The sequence below is a fragment of the Chitinophaga polysaccharea genome (genome assembly GCF_007829335.1).
Taxonomy (GTDB): Bacteria; Bacteroidota; Bacteroidia; order Chitinophagales; family Chitinophagaceae; genus Chitinophaga; species Chitinophaga polysaccharea_B.
In genome coordinates this window covers 347204-363025 of sequence record NZ_VIWO01000007.1, presented here as the reverse complement: position 1 = coordinate 363025, position 15822 = coordinate 347204, and the positions used below count along the sequence as shown (strand labels likewise).

Here is a 15822-nt window from a genome sequence, read left to right as displayed (position 1 = left end):
TTGTTCAGATTTCATTAACACTTTTACCTCAGGTAGGATCTACCTTTATGATACGCGACAGCATTGGTTAACCCCATCATATCGCTGTTGACGAACTGTTTGTTAAACCCGTTTCCGTATGAAACAACTGATGTTGACCCTTTTATTTATGGGGTGGATAGGATGGCTATCTGCGCAACCTGACCTTATGCCCATTGGTAAGAATACACGTATGGGCGCTTACAGCCGCCATTTCCAACAGATCATTACCGCCTGGTCCGATCCCGCGGCATTGTCATGTATACAGCGCCTGGCGGCCGGTATTTACTCAGAAAACCGTTTCCTGGTAAAGGAGGCATCCCTGTATGCGGCAATGATTGCTATTCCTGTATATGCAGGTGCTTTCGGAGGCAGTATTACCCGTTTGGGTAGTACTGCTTATCATCAGCAGCAACTGAGCGGAGGATATGGCCGGCATATCGGGCGCCGGGTGGGACTGGGGCTACAGTTTAACTATGAAACCACTACTGTACAAGGGATGGGAACTACCAGCCAATTGACGGTAGCGGGCGGCCTGGTATGGCATATCAGTGAACAATGGCATACTGGGCTGCAGGTACAACAATGGAGGAATGGAGACTGGCTATATATCGGAGGTGCAGGATTTGAAGCATCGGGCGATTTTCTGTTGTCGGCTGAAGTGTTACATGCAGGTAAGGACACTGGGATGAAGGCAGCCGCTTATTACCGTATTGCTCGCGCGTTGGCACTGGAAATGGGCATTGCTTCCCGGCCAGCTTATCATACTGCGGCCTGCATTCTTTACCTGCGTTCCCTGCGAATCGATATTGGCGCTGGCTTTCATCCCCGGCTGGGAATCACTCCTTCAACTGCATTGATATGGCAACCATCCGCAGAATAATAGGAAGCCTGGCGCTGGCGGGTATCCACGTTGTTGCCTATGGCCAGCAACAGGAGGACGTAATGCCGGCCGCCGTGGAAAATAACCTGGAGCACCAGGCGGCAGGCACGGAAACAGTGTCGGAAGACGATGAACAATGGCAGCAGTTGAATGCGTGGCGCCGGCACCAGCTGCAACTAAATACAGCCGACGAGGCCAGCCTCCAGGCACTTGGGCTTCTAACCCCTTTGCAGATCAGTAATTTCCTGCAATATCGCTCGCTCCTGGGCGACCTGTTAAGCATTTATGAACTACAGGCAATACCAGGGTTTGAGCCGGAAATTATCCGGCGTATCCTGCCTTATGTGGAGGTAGGTAACGACTTATCGCCGCATTACAAAATGAAAGATTACCTGCGGAAGGGCGATCATGCTTTGCTGATGCGCTATGGACGTACGTTAGAAAAAGCCAGGGGATACCTGCATACCGATAGTACCCCTGCTGCATACAGGGGGAGCCCGGACAAACTGCTGCTACGCTATCGGTACAATTTCCCCCGGTATCTCAGCTGGGGAATGGTGATGGAGAAAGATGCCGGCGAAGCATTTTTTAAAGGTGCGCAGCAGCAGGGTTTTGATTTTTACAGCGTTCATTTCTTTCTTCGCAATTACCGCGGGATAAAAGCACTGGCGCTGGGTGATTATACGGTAAACCTCGGCCAGGGATTGCTCAATTGGCAATCGCAGGCTTTTGGTAAAGGGGCGGCTGTGGTGCAGATAAAAAGGGAAGGTGAGGTGATCAGGCCTTATGCTTCGCCCGGAGAGTTTTATTTCTTCAGGGGAGCTGCTATCACCTTGCAGCGGCGCCGATGGGAAGTAACTGCTTTTGCTTCGCACCGAAAGCTCGATGCCAGTCCCGGTCCCGGTGCTGATTCCAGCCAGGAAGAAATGGCCGTTGCCAGCCTGGTAAGTAGTGGTTATCATCGCACTATCACTGAAACAGAGAAACGGGGACAGGCACAGTTAATAAGCGCTGGAGGTAATATCCGGTATAACAGCCACCGGTGGAAGGTTGGTGGCAACTTGCTCCTGCATCGTTTTACACCCGCCTGGCAAAAAGAGCGCAAGCCTTACAATCAATTCGATTTTAGTGGTAAACAGTTATCTGCCGCCAGTATTGATTATGCAGGCAGCTGGAAAAATGTGCATGTGTTTGGAGAGGTGGCAACTGCTGGCAATGGCCAGCCAGCCTTTATGCAGGGCTTACTCACGAGTGTGGCGCCTTCAGTAGATATAGCCCTTGTTTACCGGTACTATGATAAGGCATACCAGTCGCTGTTTGCCAATGGTTTTGGAGATGGTTATCGCACGGTAAATGAGCAGGGTTTGTATACAGCCACCACAGTAAAAGTTAGTTCCCGGTTTAAGCTGGATGCTTACGCGGACATCTTCCGTTTTCCCTGGCTGAAATACCGGTCCAGCGGGCCGTCGGGAGGAAAGGAGTTTTTTCTGCAGGGAACTTATATGCTGGGCAGGCAAATAACAATGCTGCTGCGATACAACTACCGGCGGGCAGAAGAGAATATCCCCGAAACAGCTAATCCCGTCCCGGTATTAACGGATATAACGTCAAGGAATATACGTTTACAGTCAGTCATACAACAGGGGCGGCGTTTGAGCTTCCGCACAAGGATAGAATACAGCAGTTATCAGGCCGCAGCAGTTGCCGGAATGCAGCGGGGATGGATGATATACCAGGATTGCAGTTACCGGTTACTGCGCATACCTGTTACGGTGAGTGGGCGTTTGGCCCGTTTTAAAACTAGTAGTTATGATACCCGCATTTATGCAACGGAAAACAGTGTGTTGTATGAAAACGCGGTTTCTCAGCTCTATGGCCGGGGCTGGCAGTATTATCTGAATATGAAGTGGAAGGTAAACGCGCGTTGTTCCTGCTGGGGGCGTTTCCATCAAACCATTTACCAGGGCGCACAGCAGGTGGGTAGCGGCAATGATATGATTGCCGGTAACAAAAAAACAATGGTTCAATTCCAGCTGCAATATTTGATAAACGGCAAGTGATGAAAAATTTTTTAAAATATTTTTCATCTCAGTATGCTGATTTACAAATAGTTATGCGACTATTTTTATCTGCTGTTAAAATAATGTTAACTGGATGTAGTACTGAATTCTTTTTTTTTCTAAATTGTGGACGTCAACCAAAATCTAAATTCTAATTTGCTTTATGAGAGAATTTGTATCTACGAGTTAATTTGCTTGTGGTTGTGACAGGAAAGGTTACACTGAAAATACTGTTACAATTGACTTCTACCAATAATTGAGAACTAAAACTAACACAATACTAAACCAAGCGGCTGGACTTGACCCGATATCATTTGCACACAATAAAATAACAATCTAACTGAAGGAGTGCCAACTCAGATGAGGATGTTTTGCTATGATATATAAACAATAGAATGTAATTGCGGAATAAGTGTTAATAATACAACCAAAATCTGATATCAATGAAAAACACTGTTTCCATTGTTACATAGCGTGACGCTATGAAGCTTAAGAACGATCATACTGCTTTCAATAGATCGAAGATCAGTACGTTTTTATCATTGTTTTAATCGTGTAGATAGTATATACGGTATGGGGAATGCTATGCCATATATTTTACGAATAATATTTACAGTAGCGCAGTTAAAGCAAGTAATTGAGCCAATAATAAACTAAGTTTTTTCTTTTTCAACCAAAATTTGAATCTTTTATGAAAAGGACATCATTCCTTTTTGCCATGCCGCTGGCGGTTGTAAGGGTGGTCACTGCCGAGCGCACTGACACATTTCAACCAGGTATTTCTGAACCCTATACTGCAAACGATACTTCCGGCGACAGGGCGTTGCTGGGATATACGTCCCTGCGTACATTATTTTAAAGATCAGGATACTTGACATCCAACCAAATCGAACCGTTTAAAATTACCCGGCGCATTCATTCAAAATAACAGCTAAGGTTTATACTGACATCATTGTCGCCCGATGCCCCTACCCATGTAGGAGCATCCGGTATTCAACCAAAATCGGATACAGACAATGTTGGTTTGCTTTCAGAAGAAATCCGTCGCTATATCTGCCGGGATCAGTCAATTAAATAACATAAAACAAAACAGCCCGCATATGAGAAAATCATTTTTATTAACAACGATGTTGGTGCTATACATAGCTACTGTCATCGGACAAGCCAAGCTTATTACAGGTAAAATCACCGATGCAACCGGCGAACCTGTGCTTGGTGTTACCATTCAATTTAAAGGACAGGCAAAAGGTACTGTATCCGATCCGAATGGTGCTTTTAAACTGGAAGCCGAAAAGGGCCAGGTACTGGTGATTTCCGGCCTCGGTTACGAAACAAAAGAAGTTACAGTAAATGGTAATACACTGAATGTTGTGCTGGCAAAATCAGACAGAACAATCAATGAAGTAGTGGTAACCGCATTGGGTATTAAGAGAGAAAAGAAAGCGCTGGGTTATGCAGTACAAGAAGTAAAGGGAACTGAACTTACCCAGACAAATGAAACGAATGTTTTAAACTCATTGTCTGGTAGAGCGGCTGGCGTACAAATCAATAACAACGGTGGTGCCGTGGGATCCAGTACCAGTATCGTATTGCGTGGATACAACTCTTTCACCGCCAATACGCCGCTGATTGTGGTAGATGGTATTCCTATCAATAACCCACAGTCAGTGGTAATACCAGGAGCCCTTACACCTGGCGCAACAGACCAGCAATCCGCCGTGGATTATGGTAACGGTATGAATGACATCGACCCGGAAAATATCGCTTCCGTTTCTATCCTGAAAGGCGCCAATGCGGCCGCTTTGTATGGTTACAGGGCCGGTAACGGGGTAATCCTGATCACCACCAAAAATGGGAAATCCGCTTTCAAAGGTATAGGGGTTTCTTACACCGGTGGTGCTTCGTTCGAAAAACAATACATACTGCCTAAATACCAGAATAAATACGGACAGGGTTCCACCAGCAGCGAATACTGGTACAACCTGTATAAAGCGCAAACTCCTAATAACCCATTGTCGTACCAGGACTGGGCATTACAAAATGGATTTGCCTATGTTGATGGACAAGGAGGTGGTGTAAATGATGGCGTGGATGAAAGCTGGGGTCCAAGAATGGATATAGGACTGAAATTACCTCAGTATAATAGTCCGCTGGATGCCAATGGAAACAGAACTGCTACTCCCTGGGTGTCACATCCCAACAACGTGAAGAATTTCTTCAAAACAGGATTTTCACTCAATAACAACGTATCATTAACCAGTAACACCGCCAAGGGCAGCACCAGGCTTTCCCTGAGCCATCAACGTCAGATGGGTACCGTTCCCAATACCGACCAAACCAGGTATTCGGCGATGTTGAGCACTAGCCAGAACCTGACAGATAAGTTGAAAGTAGAAGCCGCGGCTAACTACGTACAAACGCTCAACGACAACCTCGTAGGGCAGGGTTATAATGAATTCAACCCTATGCAGTCAATAGGTAGCTGGTTCGGACGTCAGATAGATATGAATGACCTGAAAAATAACTGGGACAAAATGATGCCTAATCCGGCATTCCCTGCTACAGGTGTCCCATACAACTGGAACCTGAACTATCATGATAACCCATACTTGAGCTTGTATAGAAACTTAAATGGACGTACCAAGAACCGGTTATTCGGTTATGCCACTGTTTCTTACGAATTTGACAAATGGTTTACCCTGATGGGCCGCGTTGGTACCGATTGGTATTCTGAAAGCAGAAAACAAAATACTTCTTCTCTCGCCGCTGCTAACTTTTTATACGGCGTAGGCGGTCAATTTACAGACTGGAGTATTTATGGAAGTGAAACGAACGCCGACCTGATTGCAACTGGTAGTGGAAAACTGGGTAAAGATTTCTCTCTGTCGTATACCGCTGGCGGAAACTACCGGGACGCAAAAACTAAAAATGTTTCTGCCACCGCGAACGATCTGACTGTTCCTGATTTGTATACCATCGGTAATGCAAAAGGGCAGGTATCTAATACGATGTTCGTTTCCCAACTCCGCTCTAATAGCGTATTCGCGCAGGCTTCCCTGGGATTCCGCAACTGGTTGTACCTGGATCTGACAGGAAGGAATGACTGGAACTCTAGCTTGCCGGCCAACAATCGTTCTTACTTTTACCCATCCGCGAGCTTAAGCTGGATTTTCAGCGACGCATTGAAAATTAGCAATTCATCTGCCTTTACCTACGGTAAATTACGCGTGAGCTATGCAGAGGTGGGTAATGGAACAGGTGCTTATATGCTCGCAAGATCCTTTGTACCACAAGCAAGTACATTCAATGGGGTAACCCTCTATCACGAGGCATATCGGCTGTCACCGCAGGACCTGAAGCCCGAACGTGCCAAGAGTGCTGAAATCGGTGCGGAGCTTCATTTCCTTGATAATAGGCTGAACCTGGATGCGACTTATTATGACAAGAAAACTATTAACCAGATTATGCCTATATCAATCTCTGCTGCATCGGGAGCTACTACGGCCTTCATCAATGCGGGTGAAATCCGGAGTAAGGGTGTTGAGCTGCAATTGAACTTAGGTATTCTACGTAGCGATAATGGTTTTAACTGGGATATGACCGTTAACTGGGCAAAAAATAGTAGTAAGGTAACCACACTGTATACCGATCCAAGAACTGGCCAACAACTGACATGGTTCCAGCTGGGACGTAACTGGGGAACTACCATCGGTGCTATCCCAGGTGAAGCCTACGGTATCATCAGGGGAGCAGATTATGTAACAGATCCTAAATCAGGCGCTATCGTAGTGGGAGCTAACGGATTACCTTCCTTCAAGAAAGACCAGGTGATCGGTAATATTATGCCAGACTGGATTGGCGGTGTAAATAATTCCTTCAGATACCGCAACTTTAATCTCAGCTTCCTGATCGATATGAAAAAAGGCGGCGATATATTTAGTGTAACGCATATGTTTGGCGCCAATACCGGTGTATTGGATTTTACTGCAGCCGGCAACATTCGTGAAACTGGTGTGGTATTGGGTAAAGATATCCTGACCGACCATAAATTTGTAGATGCAAGCGGCAACCCAAACACCAAAGTGGTAGCAGCCGACAATGCCTTTAAATACCTCTCTTATGATGGTGCTTCCTCCGGTACGAAATTCGATATCATCGACGGTACTTACATAAAACTCCGCACCATACAATTTGGTTATACCATTCCGGCCAATTTAATCAGCAGATGGGGATGGTTGAAGAGCGCCGGTGTATCTGTATTTGCACAGAACGTAGCGCTCCTGTATACAGATAAAAGCAATAAAGCGCATATTGACCCGGAAACCGGATTTGGAAACGATGTTGCCCAACTAGGTTTTGAAGAATACCAAATTCCTTCAAATAGAAGTATCGGTTTGAAGTTGAATCTGAATTTCTAACCTAATGCAGAAGCAGATTAATGATTTAATTAAAATTAGTATTATGAAACTGTATAATAGAAGACTATCAAAATATTTTCTGGTCGGGGCGTTGATAATGATGACTGGAGGGAGTTGCACCAAAAACTTTGATAAAATAAATACGGATCCTAATAGACCATTGAAGGTGCCAGGTAATAATACATTGGCATATTCCATTGTCTATTACGCACAAAACCTTTTTGATGCGACCGCTGACATGAATGAACCTGAATGTTTCGGGGGGCACCTGGGTAAAATACAATACATTGATGAAGCGCGTAATGTATTCAGACCAGCAGCTATTGAGAATTTCTGGGCTTATCACTACAGTGTGTTGAATAACCTCCAGATCACTATCAATGATGCTATCGCCAATAATAAGATAAACCAACAGGCGGTTGCGCTTACTTTCAAGTGCTATGTAGCACAAATAGCCACTGATACCTGGGGTGACATTCCTTACTCCGATGCTATAAAAGGTAATAGTGGTGTAATTACACCTAAGTATGATAGCCAAAAGGATATTTATGCAGCTATATTGGCAGATCTGAAAACTGCTAATGATCTCTTTGCAAAGAACAGTGCCGATGTACTGGGCGACGGGGATGTGCTGTTTCAAACAGATGTAACCAAATGGCGTCAGTTCTGCAACTCCCTGCGGTTAAGAGTAGCTATCCGTTTAAGCAAGAAAGACCAGGCAACTGCCAAAGCAAATATCGAGGAAATTACAGGCAACCCAGCAAAATTCCCTGTGATGACAGGAAACGCTGATAATGCGTTCCTGAACTGGCCAGGCGGTAAACCTAATAACGAACCCTGGTCTTCCAACAAGTACGACGATGGTCGCGACGACCATGCTGTCAGCGATGTCCTGGTTAATAAACTCCTCGAGTTAAATGATCCCCGTCTCCCTGTCTATGCTAAACCTGCTACAGGTGATGGTAAATACCGCGGTGTGGGCATTGGCATCAAGGATAGCGAAAAACTGCCTTCTATTGCCTTGTATTCCAGGATCGGCGCCCGTTTCAGGGATAATAGAACCGGATTTACTCCATTTATGCGTGCCGCAGAAGTGAAATTCATCCTGGCAGAAGCTGCTGTTAATGGCTGGAATGTAGGCGTAAGCGCAAAAGACGCCTACGAAGCTGGTATTGATCTTTCACTGGAAGAAAACGGCGTATCCAATGCGGCATATAAAGCAAGTGCCGGCGTAAAATGGGATGGCGACGTGAAAAAGATATATATCCAGAAATGGCTTGCCCTGTTTAAAGACGGTCATGAAGCATGGGCTGAAACTAGAAGAACAGATGTGCCTTTATTGCCAGCTGCCTCAGGATCTCCTTATCCGGGCCATACCCGTACATCTTTCCGCCTGCCTTATCCTAACAGTGAAACTACCCTGAACGGCGCCAACAGCGGTGCAGCGGTGGGTTCTATAAAAGATAACTACTGGGGTGCACAAATGTACTGGGACACCCGCACAGGCGTTAATTGATGCCGGCAGCAAGCATATTGCATAGCAAATTTGACGAAGAGGACTATTATTAGTGGTCAATATACTAGTCAATAAAAAAAAGAGGGCTTATTTGAGCCCTCTTTTTCTATTTTTGTACGGCAAAATCTTACAATATGGAAAATCAGCACGAAGAACAGAATCAGCTTAATATTGAGTTGAATGAAGAAATAGCCGAAGGGCAATATGCGAATCTCGCTATTATTACCCATTCCAACGCCGAGTTCGTAGTGGACTTTGTCAATGTAATGCCCGGTTTACCCAAGGCAAAAGTGAAATCCCGTATCATCCTCACCCCTCAGCATGCCAAGCGCTTTATGAAGGCCATGCTGGATAATATTAAGAAATACGAATCTATACATGGGCCTATCCAGGACCAGGAGCAGGTATCTGTACCTTTAAATTTTGGTGGACCTACTGCTCAGGCATAATTCGTAAGTCAGATGGAACATATTTTTTCTTATCATCATTTGAGGGAATTCACCCGCGAGGTATTTATCCACATGGGTTGTAGCCTGGAACATGCTACGTTGGCCAGCGAAGTGCTGGTGTCGGCCGATCTGAGAGGCATCGATTCTCATGGCATAGCACGCCTGTCGGGCTATGTGCGTTTATGGGAGGCGAAACGGATCAATCCCCGTCCCCATATCCGTATTGTACACGAAACCCCCAGCACCGCCGTGGTGGATGGCGATGCCGGCTTAGGCCTGGTAGTGGCGCCATATGCCATGGAAATAGCCATGCAAAAAGCAGCAGCGGTTGGTACCGGCTGGGTGAGCGTTAAAAACTCCAATCACTTCGGTATTGCCGGTTACCATGCTATGATGGCATTGGAACAGGATATGATCGGCATGGCAATGACGAATGCCAGTCCCCTCGTAGCGCCCACCTTTTCCACGGAACGTATGCTGGGCACCAACCCCATTGCCGTGGCCATTCCTGCAAAAGAGCAACCGGCTTTTGTGGCCGATTTTGCCACCACCACCGCTGCCAATGGTAAACTGGAAATCCTGCAACGTAAAAATGAAGAGGCGCCTTATGGCTGGATACAGGATAAAAACGGTCACCCCAGCAAAAATCCGCATGAACTCAAGGATGGCGGGGCTTTGCTGCCCCTCGGCGGCGACCGGGAACACGGAAGCCATAAAGGGTATTGTTTGGGAGCAATTGTTGACATATTTTCGGCCGTTCTTTCAGGAGCCAACTATGGGCCCTGGGCGCCGCCATTTGTAAGTTTTCTGCCGCTGTCGCCCAACCCGGTAGGGGAAGGCCTGGGACATTTCTTCGGCGCCATGCGGGTAGATGCCTTCCGGCCGGCCGATGAGTTTAAATCCAATATGGATACCTGGATCAGCCGCTTCCGCAATGCTGAAGCGATCCCCGGTAAAAAAGTACTGATACCTGGCGATCCTGAAAGAGAAATGCACCACGAACGACTGGAAAATGGTATTCCCGTAATAGCGCCCGTGGTAAAGGATATGAAGGACGTAGCGGCAAAATTTAATTTGAATTTTTAAATCACCATCATTCATAAAAAACACCCGGAATAAAGCCCGTGCTGGATTTCAGGTTGCTAAAGCAAAAACAAAACATTCAGATGAAAGTGTTAAAATTTGGTGGAACCTCCGTGGGAAAACCAGAGCGTATGCAGTCGGTATCACAACTGATCACAGCAGATAAAGATCAGAAAATTGTGGTCCTTTCCGCACTGTCAGGCACCACAAACTCTCTTGTGGAAATCAGCCAGTCATTGTCAGGAGGTAAAAAGGAACTGGCCAAGCAGCAGATTGATAAGCTGGAAAGCCACTACCGTACTTTTTGCAATGATTTAGTGAAACAGGACGCCGGCCGCGCTAAAGCCAAGGCGATCGTTGATGAACACTTCGAATTTCTGAATATCATCCTGAAGATATCTTTCAATGAGGCACTGAATAAAGATATTCTCGCCCAGGGCGAATTATTATCTACCCGTCTCTTCTGTGTATATCTCGAAGAAGCCGGCATCCAGGCGGTATTGCTGCCTGCGCTCGACTTCATGAGTATCGATGAATATGAAGAGCCGGAAATTCCGAAAATAAAAAATAAACTGGCCGACCTGATCCGTCAACATAAAGATCAAACCATCTTTGTTACCCAGGGATATATCTGTCGCAATGCCAGGGGAGAGGTAGACAACCTGAAACGCGGAGGCAGCGATTATTCCGCTTCCCTGATCGGCGCCGCTATCCAGGCAGATGAAGTGCAGATATGGACAGACATCGATGGTATGCACAACAACGATCCCCGCGTAGTGAAGAAAACCTTTCCGATCGAACAACTCTCTTTTGATGAAGCGGCGGAACTGGCCTACTTTGGCGCTAAAATCCTCCACCCGGCTTCTATCTGGCCTGCACAGCATTTCAACATCCCGGTGAAATTGCTGAACACCATGCAGCCGGAAGCAAAAGGTACTATCATCACCGAATTACCTAATGGTAACGGTGCTAAAGCGATTGCCGCCAAAGATGGTATCATCGCCATCAAGATCAAATCCAGCCGCATGCTGCTGGCGTACGGCTTCCTACGCAAGATCTTCGAAATTTTCGAAAAATATCGCACGCCCATCGATATGATCACCACTTCTGAAGTGGCAGTATCTATCACCATCGATAGCGATCAGTATCTCGATCAGATACTGAAAGAACTGCAGCCATTTGGTACAGTAGAACTGGATTATCACCAAACCATCGTATCTATTGTAGGCAACGAGGTAGCTGCCACGCCGTCTATTATCACTAAATTGTTTGATGCCATGGAAGAAATTCCGTTGCGCATGATCTCTTACGGTGGTAGCAGGCACAATATCTCTATCCTGATCAATGGTCAGTATAAAGAGAGAACATTACAAGTGCTGAATAAAGGATTGTTTGGTCTGGAATAAAAGACCATGCTATTTTTCCATAAAAGCAGTGGAGCATGTCTTCACTGCTTTTTTATTTTTTTAGCCGCTGGTCAAACACAAAAGGTTGGGTATCCACAATGCTGATGCTCGCGGCATCGGGATGCAGGGGATTTAACAGGTAATTATATTCATCTGCAATCACCACAGAGGGAATTCTCAATACGGCGTACCGGGCGGTATCTATCCATTCGTCCCCGATCTGCTGTAGCGCCGGGAAAGGAGCCAGCGACTGCCAACCCGAAGGTAAATCATGCTTGGTCAGCACTTTGATGGCAACGTTATCCGGGATATGAATGGTGGCAATACAGAAATCCTGTACAATGGTTTTAAGCGGAATGTGTACCAACACTTCCAGCGCCGACAAAGCCCTGCTGCCAGCTGTGTACATCACGGCATGTCCTGGACTATTCCATCTTCCACCGTATAAACGTGCACCCGTTCCACTCAGGTCGTTAATGTAAGCGCATTTACTGATCCTGTATACTTCCATGCTGTTGTTTCATTGATTTACGCGAAGATGCCATGCTCAATACGCCCCAGCTCATCCTGGATGAGTTGAAAACCGAAAGTGGTGTCTAACAAAGAAATAGGGGACTGATAATTGAAGGCGGGTAGCGGCGTACGCATCCACTCCTTGAAGTTTTCCAGGTGACCAAATACTTCGGTGCCCCGTTGATAAAGCTGCGAAAGCAGGATGGCCCGTTCGGACGTATCGGCCGACAATTTCGCGTCGTCGGCATAACGTTGCAGCGTTCTCTCTGAAATATGTACTACCTGTGCCAGCTCAGACAAAGAAAATGAAATCTGCCTGCTCAGGTTTAATAATGCCCGCTTGATAATCCCGCTGCGGGAAAGCTGTATAAAATCAAAATAGCCACTGCTGGCCACATAAGCAGCCCCCGGCTGTTCTACGATCAGCAACGCATTCTCCTGCACCTGGTATCCTTTAATATGTTTCATAATACCCGACATTTGTCACAAAAATACAACAATTTGTCGTTATTTCAATTGTTTGTCTTCAAAATAGCCGATCTTCCACATCTTATTGATTTCCAGGGTAATCACATCATGCTCCTTTACCACCTTGCCCTTCAGCACATAAAAACCACCCTTCTGAAAAGGATATTGCCGCAAACTATCCGGAAAATGAACAGTATCCACGAAGGCTCCTTCTTTATCCAGGAAAGTACCAAAACACATAGGCTCGCCTTTGGCACTGCGTAAATTCTTGGTGGTAACCAGGTAGCCTAATGTTGTTACAGGTAATCCCACATGCTGGTCAAACTCACGGGCAGGCATATACGATTGTTGAGCATGCTGCAGTACCTGGAAAGGTGATTGCAGGGGAAAGCCCAGCAGATCTATTTCATCAAAGGCGTCTTCATGGGCATGATACACCAGCGTGGGTAACTCACAACTTACCGTCATAGCGCTGAACAAAGGCAGCGCATGGGTATGGCTGTTATCTCTCCTGCTCACCAACAGGCTACTTTTCCACAATAATTCTTTTTTCGTATAACCGGTGAAATGGAAACAACCAATACGGATCAGTATTTCCAGCTGTTCTTCTCCCGGCATAATACGGTTGGTAAAATCTTCCAGGTGAGAAAAAGGGCCGTATTCCCGGCGATCTGCCAGTATACGTTCCGCGAGTTGCTGCTCCAGGCCCTCCACATGAATGAACCCCACATACACCTGCCGGCCTTTGATATTCGTATAGTAGTCACTGTTATTAATGCAGGGTGGATGCAGGTCTACCCCGGTTTTCTGCAGTTCCCGGAAATAAAGTTCCCGGTTATAGAAGCCGCCAAAGTTATTGATCACCGCTACCATAAACTCAGCTGGAAAATATGTTTTCAGGTACAGGCTCTGGTAGCTTTCTACTGCAAAGCTGGCCGAATGGGCTTTAGAAAAAGAAAAATTAGCGAAGCTGGCGATCTGTCGCCATACTTCGGCTGTTACAGCAGGGGGATGCCCACGCTGGGCACAGTTAGCAAAAAAACGATGTTCAATGTTTTTAAACTCATTCGATTCCCGGTACTTCCCGCCCATGGCCCGGCGTAGGGTATCTGCATCGGCTAACTCCAGCCCTGCAAAATGATGCGCTACTTTAATGACATCTTCCTGGTACACCATGATACCAAAAGTTTCTTTCAGCAGCTCTTCAATTACCGGGTGTAAATAGGTGACTTTCTCCGGATGGCGATAGCGTTCTACATAGGCCTTCATCATGCCCGACTGTGCCACGCCAGGACGGATAATAGAGCTGGCGGCCACCAGGGCGAGATAATTATCGCATTGTAGTTTCTGTAGCAGCTGACGCATCCCCGGTGATTCGATATAAAAGCACCCAATCGTATTAACCGTTTTAAGATTATTTTTTACACCGGGATCCTGTTGAAATGCTTTCACATCGTGGATATCAATTTCTACCTGCCTGTTTTCCCGGATAATATCAATAGCATCCCGGATATGACCAAGCCCACGCTGGCTGAGGATATCGAACTTATGCAAGCCAATACGTTCAGCCTGCCACATGTCTAATTGAGCCGTTACAAAACCTTTCGGCGGTAAATAAGTAGTGCAGTAGTGATGTATGGGCGCTTCACTGATCAATATACCGCCTGCATGAATACTCAGGTGATTGGGGAACGCCGGCGTAGTATTCATCAACTCACAATAGCGGGCAATTTGCCGGTGAATATGATCATTTTCCAACTGAAGCTGAAAACCATTTTCCAGTATTTTATCGATTTCTTTTTTCGGCAATCCATACACTTTTCCCAGTTCCCGGATAATGGCATTCGTCTGGAAGGTAGTCACCGTGCCTAATAGCGCAGTATGTTCCGGTCCATAGGTATCAAAAATATAACGGATCACCTGGTCGCGGTCGCGCCAGGAAAAGTCGATATCAAAGTCGGGTGGCGATTTACGGTAAGGATTCAGGAATCGTTCAAAGTAAAGATCCAGCTCAATAGGATCTACATCGGTAATTTGAATACAATAGGCAATAATGGAATTGGCGCCGCTACCGCGACCTACATAGAAAAATCCTTGTTCCCGGGCATACCGGATAATATCCCAGGTAATGAGGAAATAGGCTTCAAAGTTTTGCTGGGCAATGATGTCCAGTTCTTTTTCTATGCGTGCTAATGCCACCGTATGATCTTCGCCATACCGCTGGTCCATGCCGGCTATGGCCAATTCCCGCAGCTTTTTCCGGTCGCCCGCTACGCTGCCAGTAAAATGTTTTTTATTGCCGGGTGTGTTCATGGTCATCTCCACCTGGCAGGCATCCATTACTTCCAGGGTATTTTGCACAATATCCGGATAAGCAGAGAAGTGATCAACCAGTTGTGCCGGAGGTGTTAATTGTTCGGCCGGATGCCCCGTCATAGCGGGTGTGAGCTGGGTGATCAGCATGTTCTGATCTATGGCGCGAAGCAGGCGATGTAATTCATAGTGTTCATTGTCCTGGAAGGTAACGGGTTGTAAAACCACCAGCTTCTTTTTCCAGGCAAGCGTATCGGTTCTGAAAAGTTTATTGCGTTCCCACGGCCGGATGCCTATCAGTTCATGGGCATCCAGGTTGTCGGGCGACCGGCTGCCCCAGGGATAGATGACAAACGTATGTGGTAACTGGGGGGCAATATCCGGAAAAGGAATCTCCTGTTGCAGGTAGTCAGACAACAAGTGGTTGATATGATACCAGCCTTCCTGGTTACGGGCCAGTAACAGGTATTTAAAATCATTCCCATTCCTGCATTCCAATCCCAGTATAGGTTTGATCAGGTATTGCCGGCAAAGGTCTACAAACTCCCAGGCATCGGCGGTCATGTTGATATTGGTAAGTGTTAGGCTGACAATACCCAGTTCATGCGCTTTTTTAACCAGCATTGCGGCCGACATGGTGCCATAGCGGAGACTAAAGAATGTTTTGCAGTTGAGATACATACCAATAAACCGGG

General features: G+C 46.4%; 11 protein-coding genes. 8 read left to right on the top strand and 3 right to left on the bottom strand.

Annotated elements, in window-relative coordinates; all coding sequences use genetic code 11:
* Positions 1 to 118 precede the first annotated feature (118 nt).
* The 8 genes from FHW36_RS23020 (at position 119) to FHW36_RS22990 (ending at position 11833) form a co-directional block, all read left to right on the top strand.
* Complete coding sequence (locus tag FHW36_RS23020) at positions 119 to 901, top strand: hypothetical protein (protein ID WP_145672443.1); 783 nt, start codon at positions 119 to 121, stop codon at positions 899 to 901.
* On the top strand, positions 880 to 2961 hold the full coding sequence (locus FHW36_RS23015; RefSeq protein ID WP_145672442.1) for a ComEA family DNA-binding protein: 2082 nt from the start codon (positions 880 to 882) through the stop codon (positions 2959 to 2961). The genes FHW36_RS23020 and FHW36_RS23015 overlap by 22 nt, the downstream gene beginning before the upstream one ends.
* A 691-nt stretch (positions 2962 to 3652) precedes the next feature.
* A complete protein-coding gene (locus FHW36_RS30600) occupies positions 3653 to 3820 on the top strand; it encodes a hypothetical protein (protein ID WP_186452567.1) in 168 nt (55 codons plus the stop codon).
* 241 nt (positions 3821 to 4061) lie between these two features.
* Entirely contained in the window at positions 4062 to 7379 is a 3318-nt protein-coding gene (locus FHW36_RS23010; RefSeq protein ID WP_186452566.1) for a SusC/RagA family TonB-linked outer membrane protein, read from the top strand.
* 43 nt (positions 7380 to 7422) lie between these two features.
* The gene (locus tag FHW36_RS23005) at positions 7423 to 8895 is read left to right on the top strand and encodes a SusD/RagB family nutrient-binding outer membrane lipoprotein (RefSeq protein ID WP_186452565.1); all 1473 of its coding nucleotides are present in this window, start codon (positions 7423 to 7425) and stop codon (positions 8893 to 8895) included.
* A gap of 134 nt (positions 8896 to 9029) precedes the next feature.
* The gene (locus FHW36_RS23000; protein WP_145672432.1) at positions 9030 to 9344 is read left to right on the top strand and encodes a DUF3467 domain-containing protein; all 315 of its coding nucleotides are present in this window, start codon (positions 9030 to 9032) and stop codon (positions 9342 to 9344) included.
* A gap of 12 nt (positions 9345 to 9356) precedes the next feature.
* A complete protein-coding gene (locus FHW36_RS22995) occupies positions 9357 to 10430 on the top strand; it encodes an Ldh family oxidoreductase (protein WP_145672430.1) in 1074 nt (357 codons plus the stop codon).
* An 80-nt stretch (positions 10431 to 10510) separates the two neighbouring features.
* Positions 10511 to 11833 (top strand): aspartate kinase, encoded by a 1323-nt coding sequence (locus FHW36_RS22990; RefSeq protein ID WP_145672428.1) that lies wholly within the window; start codon positions 10511 to 10513, stop codon positions 11831 to 11833.
* A gap of 52 nt (positions 11834 to 11885) precedes the next feature.
* On the opposite strand, the gene FHW36_RS22985 is transcribed toward FHW36_RS22990, so the two are convergent.
* Genes FHW36_RS22985 through FHW36_RS22975 form a run of 3 tightly spaced genes read right to left on the bottom strand, consistent with a single transcriptional unit; the run spans position 11886 to position 15808 of the window.
* A complete protein-coding gene (locus FHW36_RS22985; protein ID WP_145672427.1) occupies positions 11886 to 12344 on the bottom strand; it encodes an RES family NAD+ phosphorylase in 459 nt (152 codons plus the stop codon).
* Between the two features lie 17 nt (positions 12345 to 12361).
* Positions 12362 to 12814, bottom strand: coding sequence for a type II RES/Xre toxin-antitoxin system antitoxin (gene parS / locus FHW36_RS22980; protein WP_168765904.1), 453 nt, complete (start codon positions 12812 to 12814; stop codon positions 12362 to 12364).
* Positions 12815 to 12853: 39 nt separating this feature from the next.
* Positions 12854 to 15808, bottom strand: coding sequence for a DNA polymerase III subunit alpha (locus FHW36_RS22975; RefSeq protein WP_145672424.1), 2955 nt, complete (start codon positions 15806 to 15808; stop codon positions 12854 to 12856).
* Between the last annotated feature and the right edge of the window lie 14 nt (positions 15809 to 15822).

Coding starts and splice junctions, on each gene's coding strand:
- FHW36_RS23020 (WP_145672443.1), top strand. CDS start 119: ATGAAACAACTGATGTTGACCCTTTTATTTATGGGGTGGATAGGATGG.
- FHW36_RS23015 (WP_145672442.1), top strand. CDS start 880: ATGGCAACCATCCGCAGAATAATAGGAAGCCTGGCGCTGGCGGGTATC.
- FHW36_RS30600 (WP_186452567.1), top strand. CDS start 3,653: ATGAAAAGGACATCATTCCTTTTTGCCATGCCGCTGGCGGTTGTAAGG.
- FHW36_RS23010 (WP_186452566.1), top strand. CDS start 4,062: ATGAGAAAATCATTTTTATTAACAACGATGTTGGTGCTATACATAGCT.
- FHW36_RS23005 (WP_186452565.1), top strand. CDS start 7,423: ATGAAACTGTATAATAGAAGACTATCAAAATATTTTCTGGTCGGGGCG.
- FHW36_RS23000 (WP_145672432.1), top strand. CDS start 9,030: ATGGAAAATCAGCACGAAGAACAGAATCAGCTTAATATTGAGTTGAAT.
- FHW36_RS22995 (WP_145672430.1), top strand. CDS start 9,357: ATGGAACATATTTTTTCTTATCATCATTTGAGGGAATTCACCCGCGAG.
- FHW36_RS22990 (WP_145672428.1), top strand. CDS start 10,511: ATGAAAGTGTTAAAATTTGGTGGAACCTCCGTGGGAAAACCAGAGCGT.
- FHW36_RS22985 (WP_145672427.1), bottom strand. CDS start 12,344: ATGGAAGTATACAGGATCAGTAAATGCGCTTACATTAACGACCTGAGT.
- parS (WP_168765904.1), bottom strand. CDS start 12,814: ATGAAACATATTAAAGGATACCAGGTGCAGGAGAATGCGTTGCTGATC.
- FHW36_RS22975 (WP_145672424.1), bottom strand. CDS start 15,808: ATGTATCTCAACTGCAAAACATTCTTTAGTCTCCGCTATGGCACCATG.